Below are 17,990 nucleotides of genomic sequence, written 5' to 3' on the forward strand. Positions count from 1 at the left end.
TCCTCGATAATTTCCAGTTCCACCCCTCCTGCGGGCGCAATGCGCAGGTCCCGGACCGAGAGCAAGCCTTCGCAAAGTAACTTTTTGTCGCGCAATCGTTTCCCGTGAATCGACGCTGCGCTTCCCTTTTCCCGCGGCGCCGTCTAAGGGCGGCGGCCAATTCAACCAACCAACGCTAAGGAACCGACGAGCTACATGGCCAAGGAAGAACTCCTCGAAATGCGCGGGCGGGTGGTGGAGCTGCTGCCGAACGCGATGTTCCGGGTGGAGCTCGAGAACGGCCACGAGATCCTCGGGCACACCGCCGGCAAGATGCGCAAAAACCGCATTCGCGTGCTGACAGGCGACGAAGTCCTCGTCGAGCTGACCCCCTACGACCTGACCAAGGGGCGCATCACCTATCGCTTCATGCCGGGACGCGGCGGCCCGGGGCCGCAGTAACGCTGCACGTCGCGGCAATGGGGGGCTGACGTGCCCGACCTGATCCTCGCTTCGGCCAGTCCACGGCGCCGCGAACTGCTAGCACGGCTCGGCATTAAGCCTGCGCGCGTGGCACCCTCCGACATCGACGAGACGCCTGCAAAGGCCGAACTTCCGCGTGACTATGCCATGCGTATGGCACGGGAGAAGGCGGTCGCCGCCGCAGACAATTCTGCTTTCGTCCTCGCGGGCGACACCGTTGTGGCCGCAGGGCGGCGGATCCTGCCCAAGGCCGACGACGAAGCCACGGCGCGCCAGTGCCTCGAGCTGCTGTCCGGGCGCCGCCACCGTGTCCTGTCCGCCATCGCCCTGCGGTCTCCCGACGGGAGCCTCCGCGAGCGGCTGAGCGAGACGCAGGTGCGTTTTAAGCGACTGTCCGACGACGAGATCGCCGCGTACCTCGCGGGCGGGGAATGGCATGGCAAGGCAGGAGGCTACGCCATCCAGGGCAGCGCGGAAGGGCTGATCGCATGGATCGCGGGCAGCCATTCGGGCGTCGTCGGACTGCCGCTGTTCGAGACGCGCGCACTGCTCAGGGCGGCGGGATTTGCCATTGGCTGAGGGGCCGGAATGACCTGGCTCGTCGAACGCGGGATCGGCGAGGACCGCGCACTACTGGTGGAAAACGGACGCGCGCTCGCCGCGAGGGTGCGATGGCCCGGCGAACTGCGGCCCGGGCAGACGGTCGCGGCCACCCTGGTCCAGCGCAGCGCGGGTGCCTCTCGCGGCATGGCAATGACCGCAGCGGGACAGGCAATCCTCGTCGACCGGATTCCGAAGGGAGCCAGCGAAGGCGCCGAGGTCCACGTTGCCGTCACGCGCGCAGCGATGGCCGAGCGCGGCCGGCTCAAGCGCGCGCAGGGTCGCTGGAGCGACGGTCCGGGCGAGGCCCCCGCCCCCGACACCTTCGATACAGCCTCACCGGTCAGGCGCTTTCCCGCGGGACTGTGGGAAGACATCTGGAGCGCCGCGTGGGACCGCGAGGTCGCCTTCGCGGGCGGAGCGCTGCTGTTCGCCGTGACGCCCGGCATGACGGTGATCGACATCGACGGCGACCTCCCCCCGCGCGAGCTCGCACTCGCCGCGGTGCCGGCGGTCACTTCGTCGCTGCGCCTGTTCGAGCTTGGCGGCTCGATCGGGATCGATTTCCCCACGTTGCAGGCCAAGGCCGATCGCGCGGCCGTCGACGCCGCGCTGGCCGCCACGCTGATGGACTGGCCGCACGAGCGCACCGCGATGAACGGCTTCGGCTTCGTCCAGATCGTCGCGCGTAGCACCGGCCCGTCGCTGCTTCATCGGTTGACTCATCACCGAACCGCCGCCGCCGCGCGGATGCTGCTGCGCCGTGCGGAAGGCCTCGAGGGCGCGGGCGCGATCGAGCTCACCGCTCACTCGGCGGTGCTCGGCGCGCTGGAGCCCGGCTGGCTGGCGGATCTGGCCCATCGGACCGGGCGCGAGGTGCGGCTCCAGGCCGACCACGCGCTTGCGTTCGAGGCATCGCATGCCCAGATCGTGCCGCGATGACCGCGAATCCCCGCCCGTGCCCGATCTGCCGCAAGCCCCGAAGCGAAACGCATGCGCCGTTCTGCTCCACCCGCTGCAAGGACCGCGACCTCGTCCAGTGGTTTTCGGATGGATACGCCGTTCCGGGTCCGGCAGTCGACCCGGACGAAATCGCGCGACAAGAGTCCGATTGACCCCTTGCCAAGCGGGCCACGCGCCGCCATAGCGCCGCCTCGCCAACCGCCCGGCCCGCTCCGCGAGCCCGGCGAGCAGTGCCTGCCTCGGTAGCTCAGTTGGTAGAGCATGCGACTGAAAATCGCAGTGTCGGTGGTTCGAATCCGCCCCGAGGCACCACTTCCCGGCCCTTCGTTCCTTCGGTTTTGACACCCCCGTCAGCCGGGCTATGGCCTGCGGCATGGAACACGCTGGCCTTGTCATCAACGCCTTCGACATCGCCGCCATGCTGGTCGTGGCATCGGCAGTGCTCGGCTACCTCAACCACCACTTCCTCCGCCTGCCCCATGTGATCGGGCTGACGGTGATGGGCGCGGTGGCGAGCCTCGCGCTCATGCTGGCGAACGCACTCATCCCGGGCGTCACGCTCGACGACTCGGTCGCGCAATTGCTCGAGCGGATGAACTTCACCGACACGCTGCTCGACGGGATGCTCAGCTTCCTGCTGTTCGCCGGCGCCCTGCACGTCGATCTCGAGCGGCTCAAGAAGGACTGGCTGCCGGTCCTCCTGCTTTCGACCGTCGGAGTGATCATATCCACCGTCATCGTCGGTCTCGGCGCGTGGGGCGTCGGTGCGCTGCTGGCGCTCCCGATCGCGCCGATCTGGTACTTCGTCTTCGGGGCCCTGATCAGCCCGACCGACCCCGTCTCCGTGCTCGGCGTCCTCAAGGAAGAGAACGTGCCCGCTTCGCTCCAGGCGGCGGTTGCGGGGGAAAGCCTGTTCAACGACGGTGTGGGCATCGTCGTCTTCACGATCCTCCTCGGCGCGGCGGTAACGGGCGCGGACTTCAGCCTGTCGGAAGGCGCGCGGCTCTTCGCGGTCGAGGCCGGCGGCGGGGTGCTCGTCGGGCTGTTCATCGGCTGGCTCGGCTTTCGCGCGCTTGCAAGCATGGACGAATACACGCTCGAAGTGCTGATCACGCTGGCGGTGGTCATGGGGGGTTATGCGCTGTGCTCGGCGCTGCACCTCTCCGGGCCCCTGGCCATGGCGGTGGCAGGGCTGCTGATCGGCAATCAGGGCGTCGCCCTGGCAATGAGCGATACGACCCGCGACTACGTCCACAAGTTCTGGGAGCTCGTCGACGAAGTCCTCAACTCGGTGCTGTTCCTGCTCATCGGGCTCGAGATGATCGTGCTTGCGGGAGGCACCGGACACCTGCTGCTGGGTCTCGCCGCAATTCCCATCACGCTCGTCGCGCGGGCGATCTCGGTCGGCACCATGACCAGGGTCATTCCTGCGGCCCGCCTCGATTCCCCCGGCGCCACGCGCGTCCTGTGGTGGGGTGGCCTGCGCGGCGGCATCTCGATCGCTCTGGCCCTGTCGCTGCCGCCCGGCACCACGCGCGACCTCTTGCTTGCAGGGACCTTCGCCGCGGTTCTGTTCTCGGTGCTCGTCCAGCGTGCGACGCTTGGCAAGCTGATCGAGAGCCTGCAGGCGAAGAACCTCCCCGAAGTCGAGCCCCAGCCCTCGGGCCCGACCGTGCACTAGATTGCACTCGGGGCGCCTTTCACCTATGGCGCGCGGAAATCGCCCCGGCCGCGCGAGTCACCGCCGACCCGCCCGCCGGGGCGCATCGTTTCCAATGAAGGACCACCGCCCATGTCCCGCCGCCGCCAGGTCTACGAAGGCAAGGCCAAGATCCTCTACGAAGGTCCCGAGCCGGGCACGCTGATCCAGTATTTCAAGGACGACGCCACCGCCTTCAACGCCCAGAAGAAGGGCACGATCAACGGCAAGGGCGTGATCAACAATCGCATCAGCGAGTACGTCTTCACCCGCCTCGCCCACATCGGCATCCCGACGCACTTCATCCGCCGCCTGAACATGCGCGAACAGCTGGTGCGGCAGGTCGAGATCATCCCGATCGAGGTGATCGTCCGCAACGTGGCCGCCGGATCGCTCACCAAGCGCCTGGGCATCGAGGAAGGCGAGCCGCTCCCGCACACGCTGATCGAGTACTGCTATAAGGACGACGCGCTCGGCGATCCCTTCGTTTCGGAGGAAGAGATCGCCTGCTTCAACTGGGCGAGCCACGAGGAGATGCAGGACATCGCCAGCATGGCGATCCGCATCAACGATTTCATGTGCGGCATGTTCGCCGCCATCGGCATCCGGTTGATCGACTTCAAGCTGGAATTCGGACGCATCTGGGACCAGGATTTCAGCCGCACGATCCTCGCCGACGAGATCAGCCCGGACGGCTGCCGCCTTTGGGACATGGCGACCGGCGAAAAACTCGACAAGGACCGCTTCCGCCGCGACCTCGGCGGCGAGAGCGAAGCCTACCAGGAAGTCGCCCGCCGCCTCGGCCTGCTGCAGGACGACAACGGCCCGGGCGAAGTGTTCGACCTCTCGGCCCACCGCGGGCGCCTGCGCACGCCGACGAAGCCGAAGAAGTAAGTCCGCGCGAAGGCGCTAGATCACGTAGCGCAGCGTAATGCCCGTCGGCTCGATCGCGAACGCGCGGTCCGGGCCGAAATCGGGCACATGGTCCCCGTCTACCTGCACCGGGCTCGCGCAGCGATCGAACACGACGCGGCGCGCGCTGCGGAAGGTGGCAAGGCCGAGCCGGTCGAGCGGGATGCCGGCCAAGGCAGCAGCGGTGAACGCCGCGATCCCGGCACGCGAGGTCCGTTCGAGCACGATCAGTTCGACCGAATCGGCGGCGAGCGCGGCGTTTGGCGACAGGCGGAACGGCCCCGCGAACAGCGCCCCGTGGCTCACGATCACCGCCCCCGCCTCGCAGGCGAAAGGCGTGCCGTCGGCCAGTTCGCCCGAGACGTGCATCGTCTGGCGCGGCCAGCGGCGCAGGAGCCGAAGCATCGCGACGACGTAGGCGAGCCGCCCGATCCGCTTCTTGAGCGCGCCCGAAACGTGCGCGACCGCGTGACTGTCGGGCCCGATCGACAGGCATGAGACCACCGGCAGCTCGCCCAGCCGGTAGAGCGGTGCGCGCACCCAGCGTTCGGGTCCCTGCCGCCATGCCGCCATGACCTGCGCCGCCAGCGCCTCGGGCTCGCGGACATAGCCGATCTCGCGCGCGACGAGGTTGATGGTGCCGGACGGCGCGATGCACAGCGGCACGCAGTCCGCCAGCGCCCCCAGCGCCTGCACGGCATCGCGCAGGGTGCCGTCGCCCCCGTGGATGCAGGCGAGGTCCGGTGGGTCCTCCGCAGGCCGCCAGGCCCGGGCCGAAGCCACCGGGCGGACCGTGCATCCATGCCGCTCGAACGCCGCCACCAGCGCATCGAGCCGCGCCTGGCGGAAGGATCCCGCCACGGGGTTGTAGACGAGATCGAGGTTCATCGCGCGGCGTTGTTGCCCCGTTCAGCTTCCGCGGGCAAGGAGGCGCGCATGAAGCATCTGATCCTGCTGCCGTTTCTCCTCGCCACCGCCGCCCCGGTCCTTGCCGGCACTCCTGCCGAGCCGGCCGTCGCGAGCTGGGATTTCGGCAGGTCCGACGTGCCGGTCGACCCAGCGTTCCATTTCGGCGTCCTGCCGAACGGCATGCGCTACGTCTTGCGCGAGAACCACCAGCCCGAAGGCACGGTGATGATCCGGTTGCGGATCGGCTCGGGCTCGCTCGAGGAGCGTGACGAGGAACGCGGCCTTGCGCACTACCTCGAGCATATGGCCTTCAACGGGTCGAGGAAGGTGCCCGAGGGCGAGATGATCAAGCTGCTCGAGCGCGAGGGACTGGCGTTCGGCGCCGACACCAACGCCTCGACCGGTTTCGAGGTGACCTCGTACAAGCTCGACCTTCCGCGCAACGACGCGAAGCTGATCGATACCGCGCTGATGCTGATGCGCGAGACTGCGAGCGAACTGACGATCTCGCAGGAAGCGGTCGAGCGCGAGCGCGGGGTGATCCTCGCGGAAAAGCGCGACCGGATGAACTATTCGGTCAAGGAAACGCTCGACGAGTGGGCCTTTACCACCCCCGGCGCACGCTATCCCGAACGCTTTCCGATCGGCACCGACGAGACGCTCCGCGCCGCCGACGCCGCTCGCCTGCGCGGGTTCTACGAGCGCGCCTACGTGCCCGCCAACGCGGTCCTCATCGTGGTCGGCGCGATCGACGTCCCAGCGATCGAGAAGGACATCCGGGCACGCTTCGGCGACTGGGAGCCCGCTGCCGCTCCGCCGAAACCCGAGACCGGTCCGGTCGACCTGGAGCGAAAAGGCGAGACCGACATCTACCTCGACCCGGCGTTGTCCGAACGGGTCACCGTCACGCGCCTGGCTCCGTGGGTCGACGAAGCAGACAGCGTTGCGAAGCGCCAGCGCGACCTCCTGCGATCGATCGGCTATCGCGCGGTCAACCGCCGCCTCGAAACCCTCGCACGCGCCGAGGACGCACCGTTCCGCGGGGCAGGGTTCGGAACCGGCGACATCTTCGAATCCGGCCGCGCGACAAATCTCGTGGTCGACGTCGTCGACGGCGGCTGGAAGCGCGGATTGGAGGCCGCAACGCGCGAGTGGCGCCGCGCGCTCGCCTACGGATTCTCGCCCGGCGAGATCGCCGAACAGGTCGCACGCAACCGCCAGTCGGCGGAAAACGCGGCCGCCGCCGCGGCGACGCGCAGCAATGCAGCACTCGTTCGCGCGATCGAGGAGATGATCGACGAGGAAGCGGTGGCCGCCACCCCTGCCAACGTGCTCGAACGGTTCAATGCCTTCGCGCCCTCGATCACCCCCGAAGCGGTACTCGCGGCGCTCCGCGCGGACGCCGCCCCTCTCGACGAACCGCTCATCCGGTTCCAGGGCCGCACTGCGCCCGAGGGCGGACAAAACGCCCTGCGGAGTGCCTGGGGTGCAGTCGTGGCCGAAGCGATTTCCGCTCCCGACAAAGCGCAGTCAGTCGAGTTCGCCTACACCGATTTCGGCGCGCCTGGCAGGGTCGTCAGCGACACGGTGGATCCGCGCCTCGAGGTTCGCGAAGTCGTCTTCGCCAACGGCGTCAAGCTGAACCTCAGGAAGACCGAACTCGAAGACGACCGGATTCGCTTCCAGATGGCGCTCGACGGCGGCGACCTCGTCACCACGAAGGACAATCCACTCGCGCTTGCGATGCTCGGCTCCATGCCTGCAGGCGGGCTCGGCAAGCATTCGGCGGACGAACTGACCTCGATCCTTGCCGGCCGGTCGGTCGGCCTCACGATCTCCGCGAGGGGCGACGAGTTCGTGAGCGCGGGGACGACCACCCCGCGAGACCTCGAACTCCAGCTTCAGCTGCTCGCCGCCGCGCTGACCGATCCGGGCTTCCGCCGCGACGGCGAGGCGGCCTACAAGCGCGGCATCGCGAACTTCTTCAAGCAGAAGGACGCCACCCCCGGCGGGGCCTATTCGTCAAGGATCGGCGCGATCCTGTCGGACGACGACCCGCGCTTCAGCCTGCAACCCGAAGGCGATTACCAGAAGCTCTCGTTCGCCGTCCTTCGCGACGCGATCTCCGATCGGCTTGCCAACGGGGCCATCGAACTGGCTCTGGTCGGCGATATCGACGAAGCGGACGCGATCGCGCTGGTCGGCAGGACGCTGGGCGCACTTCCGCAACGTGAAGCGGAATTCCTGCCGCGCGAAGCGGCCCGCATCCGCCCGTTCACCACCGATCGATCGCAGCGCACGGTCAACCATACGGGCGAGGCGGACCAGGCCGTCATCCGCATGACCTGGCCAACCGCCGACGACCGCGACCAGGCGCTCGTGCTGCAGCTCGAATTGCTCGAGCGGGTGGTCCGCCTCGAACTGACCGAGGAAATCCGCGAGCGGCTGGGCAAGGCCTATTCCCCCGGTGCCTCGAGCGATGCCTCGAGCACCTGGCGCGGCTATGGCACCTTTGCACTCGCCGCTTCGGTCGATGTAGGCGATGTGGAGGCGACCCGCGGCGCGATCCGCGCAGTAATCGAACGCCTGGCGGCCGAACCGGTATCGGCCGACCTGATCGACCGCGCCCGGCGTCCGATGCTGGAGGCATACGACAACCAGCTCAAGACCAATGGCGGCTGGATGCAGCTGGTCGCCCGGGCGCAGGGCGAATCATACCGCATCGACCGCTTCCAGCGCTTCAAGGACCTGCTGACCGCTATCACGCCCGCGGATATCCAGCGGGTCGCGGCCACCTATCTGGCGCCGGATGCGGCGGTGGAAGTGCTGGTTCTTCCGACCGCCGCCCCGGACATCGCTTCAGCTCAGTAGCTGAACCGTGCCGACACGCCGAACACGCGCGGATCGTTGACGAACGCGGTGTTGTTGTTGAAGTCGATGCCGCCCTTGACGTTGTCGGCGTCGGTGATGTTGCGCACGAACGCCGCCACTTCCCACTGGCCGTCGGTCCGCGCGTACCCGATCCGCAAGCCGCCTTCCCACTGGTTGTTCGCGTTGAATTCGCGGCTTTCGTAGAGGAAGAAGTTGGTCGCCCCCTGATAGGTCCAGTCGGTGTAGGCAAACAGTTCGCCGTCCGGTCCCATCGGCACCGCATAGCGGGCAGTGAAGTCTGCAATCCATTCGGGCGCATTGGGAAACGGGTTGCCGTCGACCCGGGCGCGCGGAGTTCCGGCCACGGTAACGAGCGGATCGGTGACGCTGCACTGCGCGCACACCCCGACGAGCAGGTTCGGATCCTGGATACGCGTGTTGTTGTAGCTGAGCCCTGCGGTGAGGGTCAGCGCGTCGAAGGGCTGGAAGGCGGTGTCCAGCTCGAAGCCGTAGCCGCGGCCCTTCTCGGCGTTGACAAGCTGGACGAGGTTGCCCGCGCCGCCCACGGCCGAGAACTGCGGATCGTCGATCGTGTAGTAGAATGCCGCGCCGTTGATGCGGATCGTGCGCCCGGCGAATTCCGACTTGAAGCCGGCTTCGTAACTCATGATCTTTTCGCTCGTGGCGACCGATGGCGGCGCGAAGAAGGCCACGTCGCGCCCCTGGATCGTCGGTGCGCGGAAGCCGCTGGCGACCTTGGCATAGACGCTGGCATCGTCGGTCACGTCGAAAAAAGCCGACAGGTCCCAACTCAACCGGTCGTCCTGCACGTTGCGCGGCTGCGGGGCGGCACCCGATACGACCACGAAGTCCTTCTCGTCGTCGGTATAGCGCAGGCCCGCGGTGATCTTCGCCCGGTCGGACAGGGCGAAGGTCGTCTGGCCGAACAGTGCCCAGCTCTCGTTGCGGTGATTCACGGTAACCGGCGGCGGGAAGTTGAATCCGACGGTGGTCACGTCGAAGTCGCTGTTGAAGTAGAAGCCGCCGATCTGCCACGTGAGCGGCCCGCTCGCGTCCGAAGCCAGCCGCACTTCCTGCGTGAACTGGTCGAGGATGATCGAATCCTGCGTGTCCGAGGGGAACGGGATGAAACCCGGACCGGTGACGAGGTTGCCGCCATCGATATCGCCGCGGCTGCGGCCCGAACCGTGCGCCCACGCGGTGATCGATGTCAGCGTCACGCCGCCGAAGTCGTATGCGGTGTTGATCGAGGCCAGAGTGGTCTTGTAGCGTGCCTCGTTGCCGCCCCCGGCATCGTAGAACACCGTGTCGCGATCATAATTCGCGTTCAGGTCGTTGTTGCCGGGACCAAGGATATTGGCGCGGAACGGGGTCGATGTGCCGCGAAAATTGCGGTGCTGGACGGTACCCAGGATGCTGAAATCCGCCGTCGGCGTCAGCAGTACTTGGAGGCGACCTGCGCGGTCGCTGTATCCGCCGATGGTGTTGTCCTGACCGGTGAATCCGTTGTCGATCCAGTCGCTGCGGCGCTGGAGCATGCCCGAGATGCGAAGGGATACCTTGCCGGGAGCCAGAGGCACATTCACCGCCGCTTCGCCCGAGACCGTATTGAAGGTTCCGAAGCTGAAGGAGCCATCGAACCCTGCCTCGTCGCCCGGCTTCACGGTATCGATCTTGACGATACCTGCGGGGGTGTTGCGACCGAACAGCGTGCCCTGGGGGCCGCGCAGGACCTCGACCCGCTGGACGTCGAAAATCGGAAACGCCTTGAGCGTCACGTTCTCGAGGACGACATCGTCCATGACCACCGAAACAGGCTGAGAAGCGGCAAGGTCGAAATCGGTGTTGCCGAGGCCACGGATGTAGAACCGAGGTGCCGCGCGGCCGTTCGAGCTTTCGATGAACAGGCCCGGGACATGCCCCGAGAGCGATGTGATCTCGCCGCCGGCTGCCAGGATCGACTGCACCGCATCGGCGGACAGCGTCGCGGCCGACACGGGCACATCCTGAAGGTTCTCCTCGCGCCGGTTGGCGGTGACGATGATCGCGTCGAGCTGGCCTTCTTCGGCGGCGGTGCCGGCATCGGCGGCCGCATCCTGGGCCTGTGCAGGCGCCGCGAAGGCGGCCAATGCGAGTGCGACAGCACTTCCGGCCAGAAGGTGGATGGTCGGGCGGGTGTGAGTCTGTGTCATGAATCCGGGTCCTTGGAGAGACGGTGCGACCACATGGGCAGGTCCAGGTCCTTTACAAAAGCTAAGAGGCAAACCGGATATCGCTCTCGCTTTTCCGGCATGAATGTGTTCGCGGTGTTGCCAAATGGAGACGACCGCGCCGTCGCTCGTCCACCAGCGCCCACCAGCTTGCGCTTGCCCTGCCAGCGGACCGGCGGCATAGGCGCAACCATCCCGATCCCATCGTTTCGACGAGAGACCCGCCCATGAAAGTCCGCGTCCACGTCAGCCTCAAGCCAGGCGTCCTCGACCCGCAGGGCCGCGCGGTACACCATGCGCTCGAAGGCCTCGGTTTTTCCGGTGTCGAAGACGTCCGCGTCGGCCGCCTGATCGAGCTCGACGTGGCAGACGGCACTCCTGATGCCGCGCTCGACGAAATGTGCCGCAAGCTGCTCGCCAACATGGTGATCGAAAACTACCGGATCGAGAAGCTGGAGACAGCGTGATGGCATTCCGCGGCGCGGTGATCACCTTTCCCGGCTCCAACTGCGACCGGGACATGGCGGTCGCACTGGAAAAGGTATCCGGCGCGAAAGCGTTGCGGGTCTGGCACGGCGATGCGGACCTGCCCGAGCGGCTCGACCTTATCGCGATACCTGGCGGCTTCTCCTATGGCGACTACCTGCGCTGCGGAGCCATTGCCAGCCGCAGCCCGGTGATGCGGGCCGTAATCGCTGCCGCCGGGCGCGGCGTGCCCGTGCTCGGCGTCTGCAACGGCTTCCAGGTCCTTACCGAAAGCGAGCTCCTGCCCGGCGCCCTCATGCGCAATGCGCAGCTCAATTTCACCTGCCGCGATGCCCCGCTCGTGGTCGAGAACGGGCAGTCTCTCTTCACGAGCGGCTTCGAGACCGGAGCGATCGTCAGCTTCCCGGTCGCGCACCACGACGGCAACTACTTCGCCGACGAGGACACTCTCGACAGGCTCGAAGGCGAAGGACGTGTGGCGTTCCGCTATGCCGAGGAGATCAACGGCTCGCAGCGTCGGATTGCGGGCGTGCTCAATGCGGCCGGCAACGTACTCGGCATGATGCCGCACCCCGAGCGGGCGATCGAACCCGAACTGGGCGGGACCGATGGGCGGGTGCTGTTCGAAAGCGCCATCCGCGCTCTCGCCGACGCCTGACCCCATCTGAAGACGGCAGTGCGCGGCCGATGGCGCGTCTGCCCGCTGAAGCCTATGCGCGCAGCCGATCGGGCGCGTCGGACTGGCGACGGCGAAACAACTGCAAGGCGTCCGGCGCGCGCATCGGTCGGCCGAAATAGTAGCCCTGTATCTTGGTGCAGCCGAGCTTGCGGATGAGCTCGGCTTCCTCGGCGCTTTCCACCCCTTCGGCGGTCGTGGTCATTTCGAGCGCATCGGCCATGGCGACCACGGCGCGGATGATCGCGAGGCTCTCCTTGCTCGACTGCGCCGCACCCTGGACGAAGCTGCGATCGATCTTGATCGTGGAGAACGGCAGTTTGCGCAGGTACCCGAGCGAAGAATAGCCGGTCCCGAAGTCGTCGAGCGCGATCGTGCATCCGAGAGCCAGGCACTGCTCGAGCGAGGCACGTGCCACGCTCGCGTCCCGAAGGAATATCGACTCGGTCACTTCCAGCTCGAGTCGCTGCGCATCCAGTCCGCTGACCGTGAGGGCCTGGACAACGGTCGAGGCGAAATCGGGTTCGAACAGCTGTTCGGGCGAGACGTTGACGGCGATACGGACATGGTCGGGCCAGTTGGTCGCTTCGCGGCAGGCCTGTTCCATGACCCAGGTCCCGATCGGAACGATCAGCCGGGTGTCCTCTGCGATGGGCACGAACTTGTCGGGTCGGACAGGGCCGTGCTCCGGGCTGTTCCAGCGGACCAGCGCCTCGAAACTGACGACTTCTTCAGACTGAGCGTTCACGACGGGCTGAAAATTGAGCTCCATCTCGCGATTCTCGAGGGCGCGCCGCAGGGCGAATTCCAGCTGGCGCCGCTCTTCCGCGTTGGCATGCAGGGCCGGTTCGTATCCACGATGCTCGCCGCCGCCATCGTCCTTTGCGCGATAGAGGGCAAGGTCGCCGTTGCGCATCAGGTCCTCGACGGTCCTGCCGTCGCGCGGACCGACCGCGGAGCCGACGCTGGCCCCGACATAGAGTGTGTGGTGGTCGACTTCGTAGGGTTGCGAAAGGCGCGCGATCACGCTCTTCGCGACGCGCTCGATGCAACTGCGGTCGGTCGCATCGCGGATGACGATCGCGAACTCGTCGCCGCCCAGCCTGCCGCAGAACTCGTTATCCCCCAGCACCTCCTTCAAACGCGCGGAGACCTGTGCGAGCAGCTTGTCGCCCACCTGATGCCCGAGCGAATCGTTCACCGACTTGAAGCGGTCGAGGTCGATCATCAGGAACGCGCAGCGTGTCCGCCACTGTTCGGCATAGCGCAAGGCATCGCCCAGCGCTTCGGTCAGCATAAGGCGGTTGGGGAGGCCGGTCAGGGTATCGTAGCGTGCGAGATAGGCGATCTTCTCGCTCGATTCCCGCTGTTCTGTCACGTCCGAACCAACACCGCGGATACCCGCGTAGGCGCCGTTGTCGTCGAGCATGGGCGTGCCGGACAATTCCCACCACCGCTGCTCGCGGCCGATGAAAACCTTGACCAGGAGGTTCGAAAAGCTTTCGCGCCTTTTCAGCCGCTCGGCGAGGTCGTGAAGGCTCGTCGAAAACTGCCCCGTCGACCAGCCTTCTCCGCTGATCAGCTCCAGGAACGGCTTGCCCTCTACTTCTTCGATCGACTTGCCCAGGGCAAAGGCGAAACGGGGCGAAGCCGAGCGGACGAGGCGGTTGACGTCGACCTGCCACAACCAGTCGGCCTGGTTCTCCTCGAATTCGCGGAGGAGGAGCGACACGACCTCGCTCTTCTCGATATTGCCGGCCTCGGCAAGGCAGGCGTTCATGTGAATTCGCGCCACGTTCGCCACGCCGATGAGGACCACGACCAAAAGCACCGCGACCGCGATCGCCATGCCGAACTGCCCGAACCACAGGAACGACGCTATCATGGCCAATCCGGTGATCGACCCGAAGACGACCGTAATGAACGGTGCAACCCCGAGCGCCAGGGTGGATCCGACGATGAGGGCCGCAAGCAGCAGGGCCGTGCCGGCCCTCTCGGTGTCACCCGCGAAAGATGTGAACGCCAGAACGGGGATACACCATGCAAGCGCGACGGTCGCGGTCGCGGCAGCCTTTCGGTTGATTTCTGCGCGGGTTATCCGGGGGCGCTCATCGACCGACAGAAGCCGGTCGATCCGAAGCGTGAAATGCAACGCGGCCGCCAGCGCGACTGCGAACGACGCAAGCAAGGCGACGGGGGCCTGGCCGGCATAGAGCAGAATGGCGATGGACGCGCAGACGGCGTGAACCACTACCCGTAGTCGCGCGGTCTGGTTGACCTGCGAGAACTGCAGCGCGCGCAGCCGGTTCCAATCGCCACCGTCGGGGTCGCGCAACCCCAGCAGGGCGAGCATCGGCGCCTCGGCTGGAAGCTCGAATGCGGATTTGCTGCGATCGTTCACGCATCCGCCGTATCCGATAAAGGTTATACGGCGGTAAATCCCTAGAAGAAAAGCAGAATTCGGGCTTTTGACGAAACCTGAAATTAACTATCCGGGCCCGCCGAAGCGGTCGCCAAACGAAATCAATTCGTTAGATCGAACGATCCAATCAAGCGTTCGAGGGGCCCCGGCGCGCGAGTCGCCGGAGTAGCGAAAGCTGGCCGAGCAGTTTACTCCACCGTTACCGACTTGGCGAGATTGCGCGGCTGGTCGACGTCGGTGCCCTTGGCGCAGGCGACGTGGTACGCCAGCAGCTGGACCGGCACGGCATAGACCAGCGGCGCGATGAGCGGGTGGACACGGGGCATCTGGATCGTCGCAAGACAGCCCTCGCCGGCCTCCTGCAGACCCTGCTCGTCGCTGATCAGGACGATCTTGCCGCCGCGCGCACGCACTTCCTGCATGTTGGAAACGGTCTTCTCGAACAGGGGGCCGGACGGCGCGAGCACGATGACCGGGACCGATTCGTCGATCAGCGCGATCGGCCCGTGCTTCATCTCGCCCGATGCATATCCTTCGGCATGGATGTAGCTGATTTCCTTGAGCTTCAGTGCCCCTTCCAAGGCTAGCGGGTAGTCCGGGCCGCGGCCCAGGTAGAGCACGTCGCGTGCCGGGGCGATCAGGTGCGCCATGCCGGCGATGTCCTCGTCGTGATCGAGCGCCGCGTTGAGGCAGGCGGGGGCTTCGAGCAGGTGGCGGACGACTTCCTGTTCTTCGGCTCGGTCCATCCGCCCCTTCTTGACGGCGAGGTGCGCGGCAAGCGCGGCGAGGACGGCGAGCTGGCAGGTGAATGCCTTGGTACTGGCCACCCCGATCTCGGGCCCGGCATGCGTCGGCAGCAATAGGTCCGCCTCACGCGCCATCGAACTCGTCGGCACGTTGACGACGACCGCAATGGTCTGGCCGTTGGCCTTGCAATGCCGGAGCGCGGCAAGGGTGTCCGCAGTCTCGCCGCTCTGGCTGATGAACAGCGCAAGGCCGCCCTCCTCGAGCGGCGGCTCGCGGTAACGGAATTCGCTCGCGACATCGATGTCCACCGGGACGCGGGCGAAGGTCTCGAACCAGTACTTCGCCACCATCCCGGCATAGAACGAGGTGCCGCAGGCCACGAGGGTGATCCGCCGGACCGCCGACAGGTCGAAATCGATCTGGGGCAGCGCCACCCTGTTGTCGGCCTGGTGGATGTAGCTCTGGAGTGTCTGGGCGACCACCGTCGGCTGCTCGAAGATCTCCTTCTGCATGTAGTGCCGGTAATTGCCCTTCTCGACCGCCGCGGCCGAAGCGCCCGAGGTGGTGATCGCACGCTCTACCGGCGTGTTCTCGGCATCGTAGACTTGCGCGCCGTCACGGGTGACGACCACCCAGTCGCCCTCTTCCAGATAGGAAATCTGCTGGGTCAGAGGCGCCAGCGCGAGAGCATCGGAACCGAGGTAGGTTTCGCCCTCGCCGTAACCAACGACCAGCGGCGAGCCGAGGCGCGCGCCGATCAGCATGTCCGGATGGTCGCGGAACGCGATCGCCAGCGCAAAGGCCCCGCGCAGGCGCGGAAGGACCGCCTGCACCGCTTCTTCGGGAGCGGCGCCGCCTTCGACTTCCGCGGAAATCAGATGCGCGACGACCTCGCTGTCGGTCTCGCTCTCCAAAGTGCGACCTGCGGCGAGTAACTCGTCCCGCAGCGGCTTGAAGTTCTCGATGATGCCGTTGTGGACGAGTGCGACGTGCCCCGTGGCATGCGGGTGGGCATTGTTGGCGGTCGGCGCGCCGTGCGTCGCCCAGCGCGTGTGGGCGATGCCGACGGTGCCGGGTGCAGGATTGCGCTCGAGCTCGCGGACGAGGTTGGCCAGCTTGCCTTCGGCCCGGCGGCGGACGAGTTCGCCGCCGGACAGCGTGCAGACCCCGGCACTGTCGTAGCCGCGGTACTCCATGCGCCTGAGGCCGTCGACGAGCCGGTCGGCGACCTCTTCCTTTCCGACGATACCGATGATTCCGCACATGGACGATGGACCTTGTTCTAGAGAATGTAGGGAACGCGGATGCCCGGCATGTTTGCCGGGAAATCCTTGACGTTGCGGGACACCAGTACGCGGCCGCGAACGAGCGCACTGGCAAGGATTATGGCATCGGCAGCGCGCAATCGGGACCGTTCGCGTCGCAGTGCCGCGGCACGTGCGCCGATCTCGGCGTCGATCTCATCGATAGCGAAACCCGATAACAAGCGTTCCGCCATCTTGAGTTCGGCTGGCGTGCCCTTCGACAGCACCTCGATCCAGACCATCCGGCTGATCCATGCCCGCGAGCCGAACGCCACCGCACGCCGGATTTCCGCCGCCGCCGGTTCGTGTCCGGCAAGCGCGTCGATAAGGATATTGGTATCGAACGAAAAACCGCTCACCGGCCACCGGATGATTTCGGTTCGGGATATTTGCCGGCGATCATGTCGAGATAAATCTGGCGCTGACGATCGTCTTCCTCGTCGAACAGGTCGGGAAATTCGGCCTTTACCTCTTCGTAGTCGTCATCCCACGGACGGGTCGAGGCAGCCCGCTCGCGGCGCTGCCACTTCACGGCGTCACCGATATCCGTGCGATGCTTCCACGCTCCAAACCCATCTTTGAGCCACGCAAGGTCATCGTCGGCCTCGGCTTCGGCTTTATAGGCACGCACCGCATCCCGGAGGACCGAGGCGCGCGATCGCCCCTGCTCTTCCGCGATGCGGTCGAGCCACCTGATGTCGTCGTCGGGGAGGTCGGCAAGGATTCGCGTCATGATATCGCGATATCATATCATGATATCAACGCCCGTCAAGCGCGTCGCTCGGGGCCGCCCCACCGCCACAGGAGCAACCCCGCGCCGATGATCAGGGCGGCACCACCCACTGCCATGGCGTCGGGGCGGTCGCCGAACCACCACCAGCCGAGCGCAGTGGCGACCAGAAGCTGGACATACGTCATCGGCGCGATCCGCGAGGCCCCCGCGCGCGTCGTACCGAGGTAGATCAGCCAGTGCGCGCTGCTCGCGCTGAGCGCGACAAACGCGCATTTCGCCACGACCTCGAGCGACGGGGTGGAAATCGCGAGCGCCGGCAATCCGGACGCATGTCCTGCCGCTGCAGCAAGGATGAGGATGGGTGCGGCGATCAGCGCCAGGACCGCCTGCATCGCCAGCGCGCTGGCACTGCCCGCGACCGATCGGTTCGCCATGAACAGCGCGCTCATCGCGAACGCCGAGACCAGCGGCAGGAGAGCAGCGATCCCGAGCGGGGCGAGGTTCGGGCGGAGCACGATCAGCACGCCGGCAAAAGCCACCAGGCACGCCGCCCACGTCGCCGGGCCGGTGCGCTCGCGGAGCACCAGCGGTGCGAGCGCCGCTGTGATGATCGGGCTGGCGAACACGATCGAGGTGGCTTCCGCAAGCGGCATCAGCTGCAGCGACCCGAAGAACGCGACCGTCGCAACCGCCACGCTCGCCCCGCGCACGAGCTGGGCGCCCGGGCGGACGAAGCGGAACGCCGCCCTCCCTTCGGTCGCCAGCAGCATCGCCGAAAGCCCCGCTGCACCAAGGACATAGCGCAGCGCAGCAATAGCGGTGGGCGGCCATTCGCCGGCGATCGACTTCACGACCGCGTCGCCGACCGACAGCAAGGCAAAGCCGGCAAGCGCCACGAGCAACCCGCTGCGATCGTTGGTCGAAGATCGGGCGGCGGTCATCTCGGCGCCCGCCCCTATGGCAGCGGCACCGCAT

The 17,990-nt window shown here is 66.6% G+C and carries 16 protein-coding genes and 1 tRNA gene; 10 read left to right on the plus strand and 7 right to left on the minus strand.

Translation table 11 applies throughout. The annotated features are described in order from the left end of the window. Nucleotides 1-195 precede the first annotated feature (195 nt). The 7 genes from infA to purC all read left to right on the plus strand — a co-directional run bounded on the left by infA (nt 196) and on the right by purC (nt 4,618). Nucleotides 196-441, plus strand: a complete 246-nt coding sequence (gene infA, locus A6F68_RS14095) for a translation initiation factor IF-1 (RefSeq protein ID WP_067681512.1) — start codon at nt 196-198, stop codon at nt 439-441. A gap of 30 nt (nt 442-471) precedes the next feature. Further along, the gene (locus tag A6F68_RS14100) at nt 472-1,041 is read left to right on the plus strand and encodes a Maf family protein (RefSeq protein WP_067681515.1); all 570 of its coding nucleotides are present in this window, start codon (nt 472-474) and stop codon (nt 1,039-1,041) included. Between the two features lie 9 nt (nt 1,042-1,050). Next, nucleotides 1,051-2,004, plus strand: coding sequence for a ribonuclease (locus A6F68_RS14105; protein ID WP_067681518.1), 954 nt, complete (start codon nt 1,051-1,053; stop codon nt 2,002-2,004). After that, complete coding sequence (locus A6F68_RS14110) at nt 2,001-2,177, plus strand: DNA gyrase inhibitor YacG (RefSeq protein WP_067681521.1); 177 nt, start codon at nt 2,001-2,003, stop codon at nt 2,175-2,177. Before A6F68_RS14105 ends, A6F68_RS14110 begins: the two co-directional genes overlap by 4 nt. A gap of 84 nt (nt 2,178-2,261) precedes the next feature. Next, nucleotides 2,262-2,337 (plus strand) — tRNA-Phe (locus A6F68_RS14115). A 61-nt stretch (nt 2,338-2,398) separates the two neighbouring features. Continuing rightward, a complete protein-coding gene (locus A6F68_RS14120) occupies nt 2,399-3,706 on the plus strand; it encodes a cation:proton antiporter (RefSeq protein WP_067681524.1) in 1,308 nt (435 codons plus the stop codon). 111 nt (nt 3,707-3,817) lie between these two features. Beyond that, entirely contained in the window at nt 3,818-4,618 is an 801-nt protein-coding gene (gene purC, locus A6F68_RS14125; RefSeq protein ID WP_067681527.1) for a phosphoribosylaminoimidazolesuccinocarboxamide synthase, read from the plus strand. 15 nt (nt 4,619-4,633) lie between these two features. Here purC and A6F68_RS14130 read toward each other — a convergent pair whose 3' ends face one another. After that, nucleotides 4,634-5,524 (minus strand): diacylglycerol/lipid kinase family protein, encoded by an 891-nt coding sequence (locus tag A6F68_RS14130; protein ID WP_067681530.1) that lies wholly within the window; start codon nt 5,522-5,524, stop codon nt 4,634-4,636. A gap of 48 nt (nt 5,525-5,572) precedes the next feature. Between A6F68_RS14130 and A6F68_RS14135 the strand changes: the two genes are divergently transcribed. Further along, entirely contained in the window at nt 5,573-8,416 is a 2,844-nt protein-coding gene (locus A6F68_RS14135) for a M16 family metallopeptidase (protein WP_067681533.1), read from the plus strand. Here A6F68_RS14135 and A6F68_RS14140 read toward each other — a convergent pair. Next, complete coding sequence (locus A6F68_RS14140; RefSeq protein WP_067681536.1) at nt 8,410-10,629, minus strand: TonB-dependent receptor; 2,220 nt, start codon at nt 10,627-10,629, stop codon at nt 8,410-8,412. The two genes, A6F68_RS14135 and A6F68_RS14140, sit on opposite strands and share 7 nt — an antisense overlap. 245 nt (nt 10,630-10,874) lie before the next feature. On the opposite strand from A6F68_RS14140, the gene purS reads away from it, so the two are divergent. Together purS and purQ are read left to right on the plus strand one after the other, a co-directional pair. After that, a complete protein-coding gene (gene purS / locus A6F68_RS14145) occupies nt 10,875-11,114 on the plus strand; it encodes a phosphoribosylformylglycinamidine synthase subunit PurS (RefSeq protein WP_067681538.1) in 240 nt (79 codons plus the stop codon). After that, the gene (gene purQ, locus A6F68_RS14150) at nt 11,114-11,791 is read left to right on the plus strand and encodes a phosphoribosylformylglycinamidine synthase subunit PurQ (RefSeq protein WP_067681541.1); all 678 of its coding nucleotides are present in this window, start codon (nt 11,114-11,116) and stop codon (nt 11,789-11,791) included. Before purS ends, purQ begins: the two co-directional genes overlap by 1 nt. A gap of 52 nt (nt 11,792-11,843) precedes the next feature. Here purQ and A6F68_RS14155 read toward each other — a convergent pair whose 3' ends face one another. The 5 genes from A6F68_RS14155 to A6F68_RS14175 all read right to left on the minus strand — a co-directional run bounded on the left by A6F68_RS14155 (nt 11,844) and on the right by A6F68_RS14175 (nt 17,956). Then, the gene (locus tag A6F68_RS14155) at nt 11,844-14,162 is read right to left on the minus strand and encodes a putative bifunctional diguanylate cyclase/phosphodiesterase (RefSeq protein ID WP_067682751.1); all 2,319 of its coding nucleotides are present in this window, start codon (nt 14,160-14,162) and stop codon (nt 11,844-11,846) included. Nucleotides 14,163-14,419: 257 nt separating this feature from the next. Beyond that, entirely contained in the window at nt 14,420-16,243 is a 1,824-nt protein-coding gene (gene glmS, locus A6F68_RS14160) for a glutamine--fructose-6-phosphate transaminase (isomerizing) (RefSeq protein ID WP_067681544.1), read from the minus strand. A 17-nt stretch (nt 16,244-16,260) separates the two neighbouring features. Continuing rightward, the gene (locus A6F68_RS14165; RefSeq protein ID WP_067681547.1) at nt 16,261-16,641 is read right to left on the minus strand and encodes a PIN domain-containing protein; all 381 of its coding nucleotides are present in this window, start codon (nt 16,639-16,641) and stop codon (nt 16,261-16,263) included. Beyond that, entirely contained in the window at nt 16,638-17,015 is a 378-nt protein-coding gene (locus tag A6F68_RS14170; RefSeq protein ID WP_067681550.1) for a ribbon-helix-helix domain-containing protein, read from the minus strand. Before A6F68_RS14170 ends, A6F68_RS14165 begins: the two co-directional genes overlap by 4 nt. 35 nt (nt 17,016-17,050) lie before the next feature. Next, nucleotides 17,051-17,956, minus strand: coding sequence for a DMT family transporter (locus A6F68_RS14175; RefSeq protein ID WP_067681553.1), 906 nt, complete (start codon nt 17,954-17,956; stop codon nt 17,051-17,053). Nucleotides 17,957-17,990: the final 34 nt, after the last annotated feature.

The organism is Tsuneonella dongtanensis, from assembly GCF_001698205.1.
Taxonomy (GTDB): domain Bacteria; phylum Pseudomonadota; class Alphaproteobacteria; order Sphingomonadales; family Sphingomonadaceae; genus Tsuneonella; species Tsuneonella dongtanensis.

Coding starts and splice junctions, on each gene's coding strand:
- A6F68_RS14135 (WP_067681533.1), top strand. CDS start 5,573: ATGAAGCATCTGATCCTGCTGCCGTTTCTCCTCGCCACCGCCGCCCCG.
- purC (WP_067681527.1), top strand. CDS start 3,818: ATGTCCCGCCGCCGCCAGGTCTACGAAGGCAAGGCCAAGATCCTCTAC.
- purQ (WP_067681541.1), top strand. CDS start 11,114: ATGGCATTCCGCGGCGCGGTGATCACCTTTCCCGGCTCCAACTGCGAC.
- A6F68_RS14105 (WP_067681518.1), top strand. CDS start 1,051: ATGACCTGGCTCGTCGAACGCGGGATCGGCGAGGACCGCGCACTACTG.
- infA (WP_067681512.1), top strand. CDS start 196: ATGGCCAAGGAAGAACTCCTCGAAATGCGCGGGCGGGTGGTGGAGCTG.
- A6F68_RS14130 (WP_067681530.1), bottom strand. CDS start 5,524: ATGAACCTCGATCTCGTCTACAACCCCGTGGCGGGATCCTTCCGCCAG.
- A6F68_RS14120 (WP_067681524.1), top strand. CDS start 2,399: ATGGAACACGCTGGCCTTGTCATCAACGCCTTCGACATCGCCGCCATG.
- A6F68_RS14110 (WP_067681521.1), top strand. CDS start 2,001: ATGACCGCGAATCCCCGCCCGTGCCCGATCTGCCGCAAGCCCCGAAGC.
- A6F68_RS14155 (WP_067682751.1), bottom strand. CDS start 14,162: ATGCTCGCCCTGCTGGGGTTGCGCGACCCCGACGGTGGCGATTGGAAC.
- A6F68_RS14140 (WP_067681536.1), bottom strand. CDS start 10,629: ATGACACAGACTCACACCCGCCCGACCATCCACCTTCTGGCCGGAAGT.
- A6F68_RS14170 (WP_067681550.1), bottom strand. CDS start 17,015: ATGACGCGAATCCTTGCCGACCTCCCCGACGACGACATCAGGTGGCTC.
- purS (WP_067681538.1), top strand. CDS start 10,875: ATGAAAGTCCGCGTCCACGTCAGCCTCAAGCCAGGCGTCCTCGACCCG.
- A6F68_RS14175 (WP_067681553.1), bottom strand. CDS start 17,956: ATGACCGCCGCCCGATCTTCGACCAACGATCGCAGCGGGTTGCTCGTG.
- glmS (WP_067681544.1), bottom strand. CDS start 16,243: ATGTGCGGAATCATCGGTATCGTCGGAAAGGAAGAGGTCGCCGACCGG.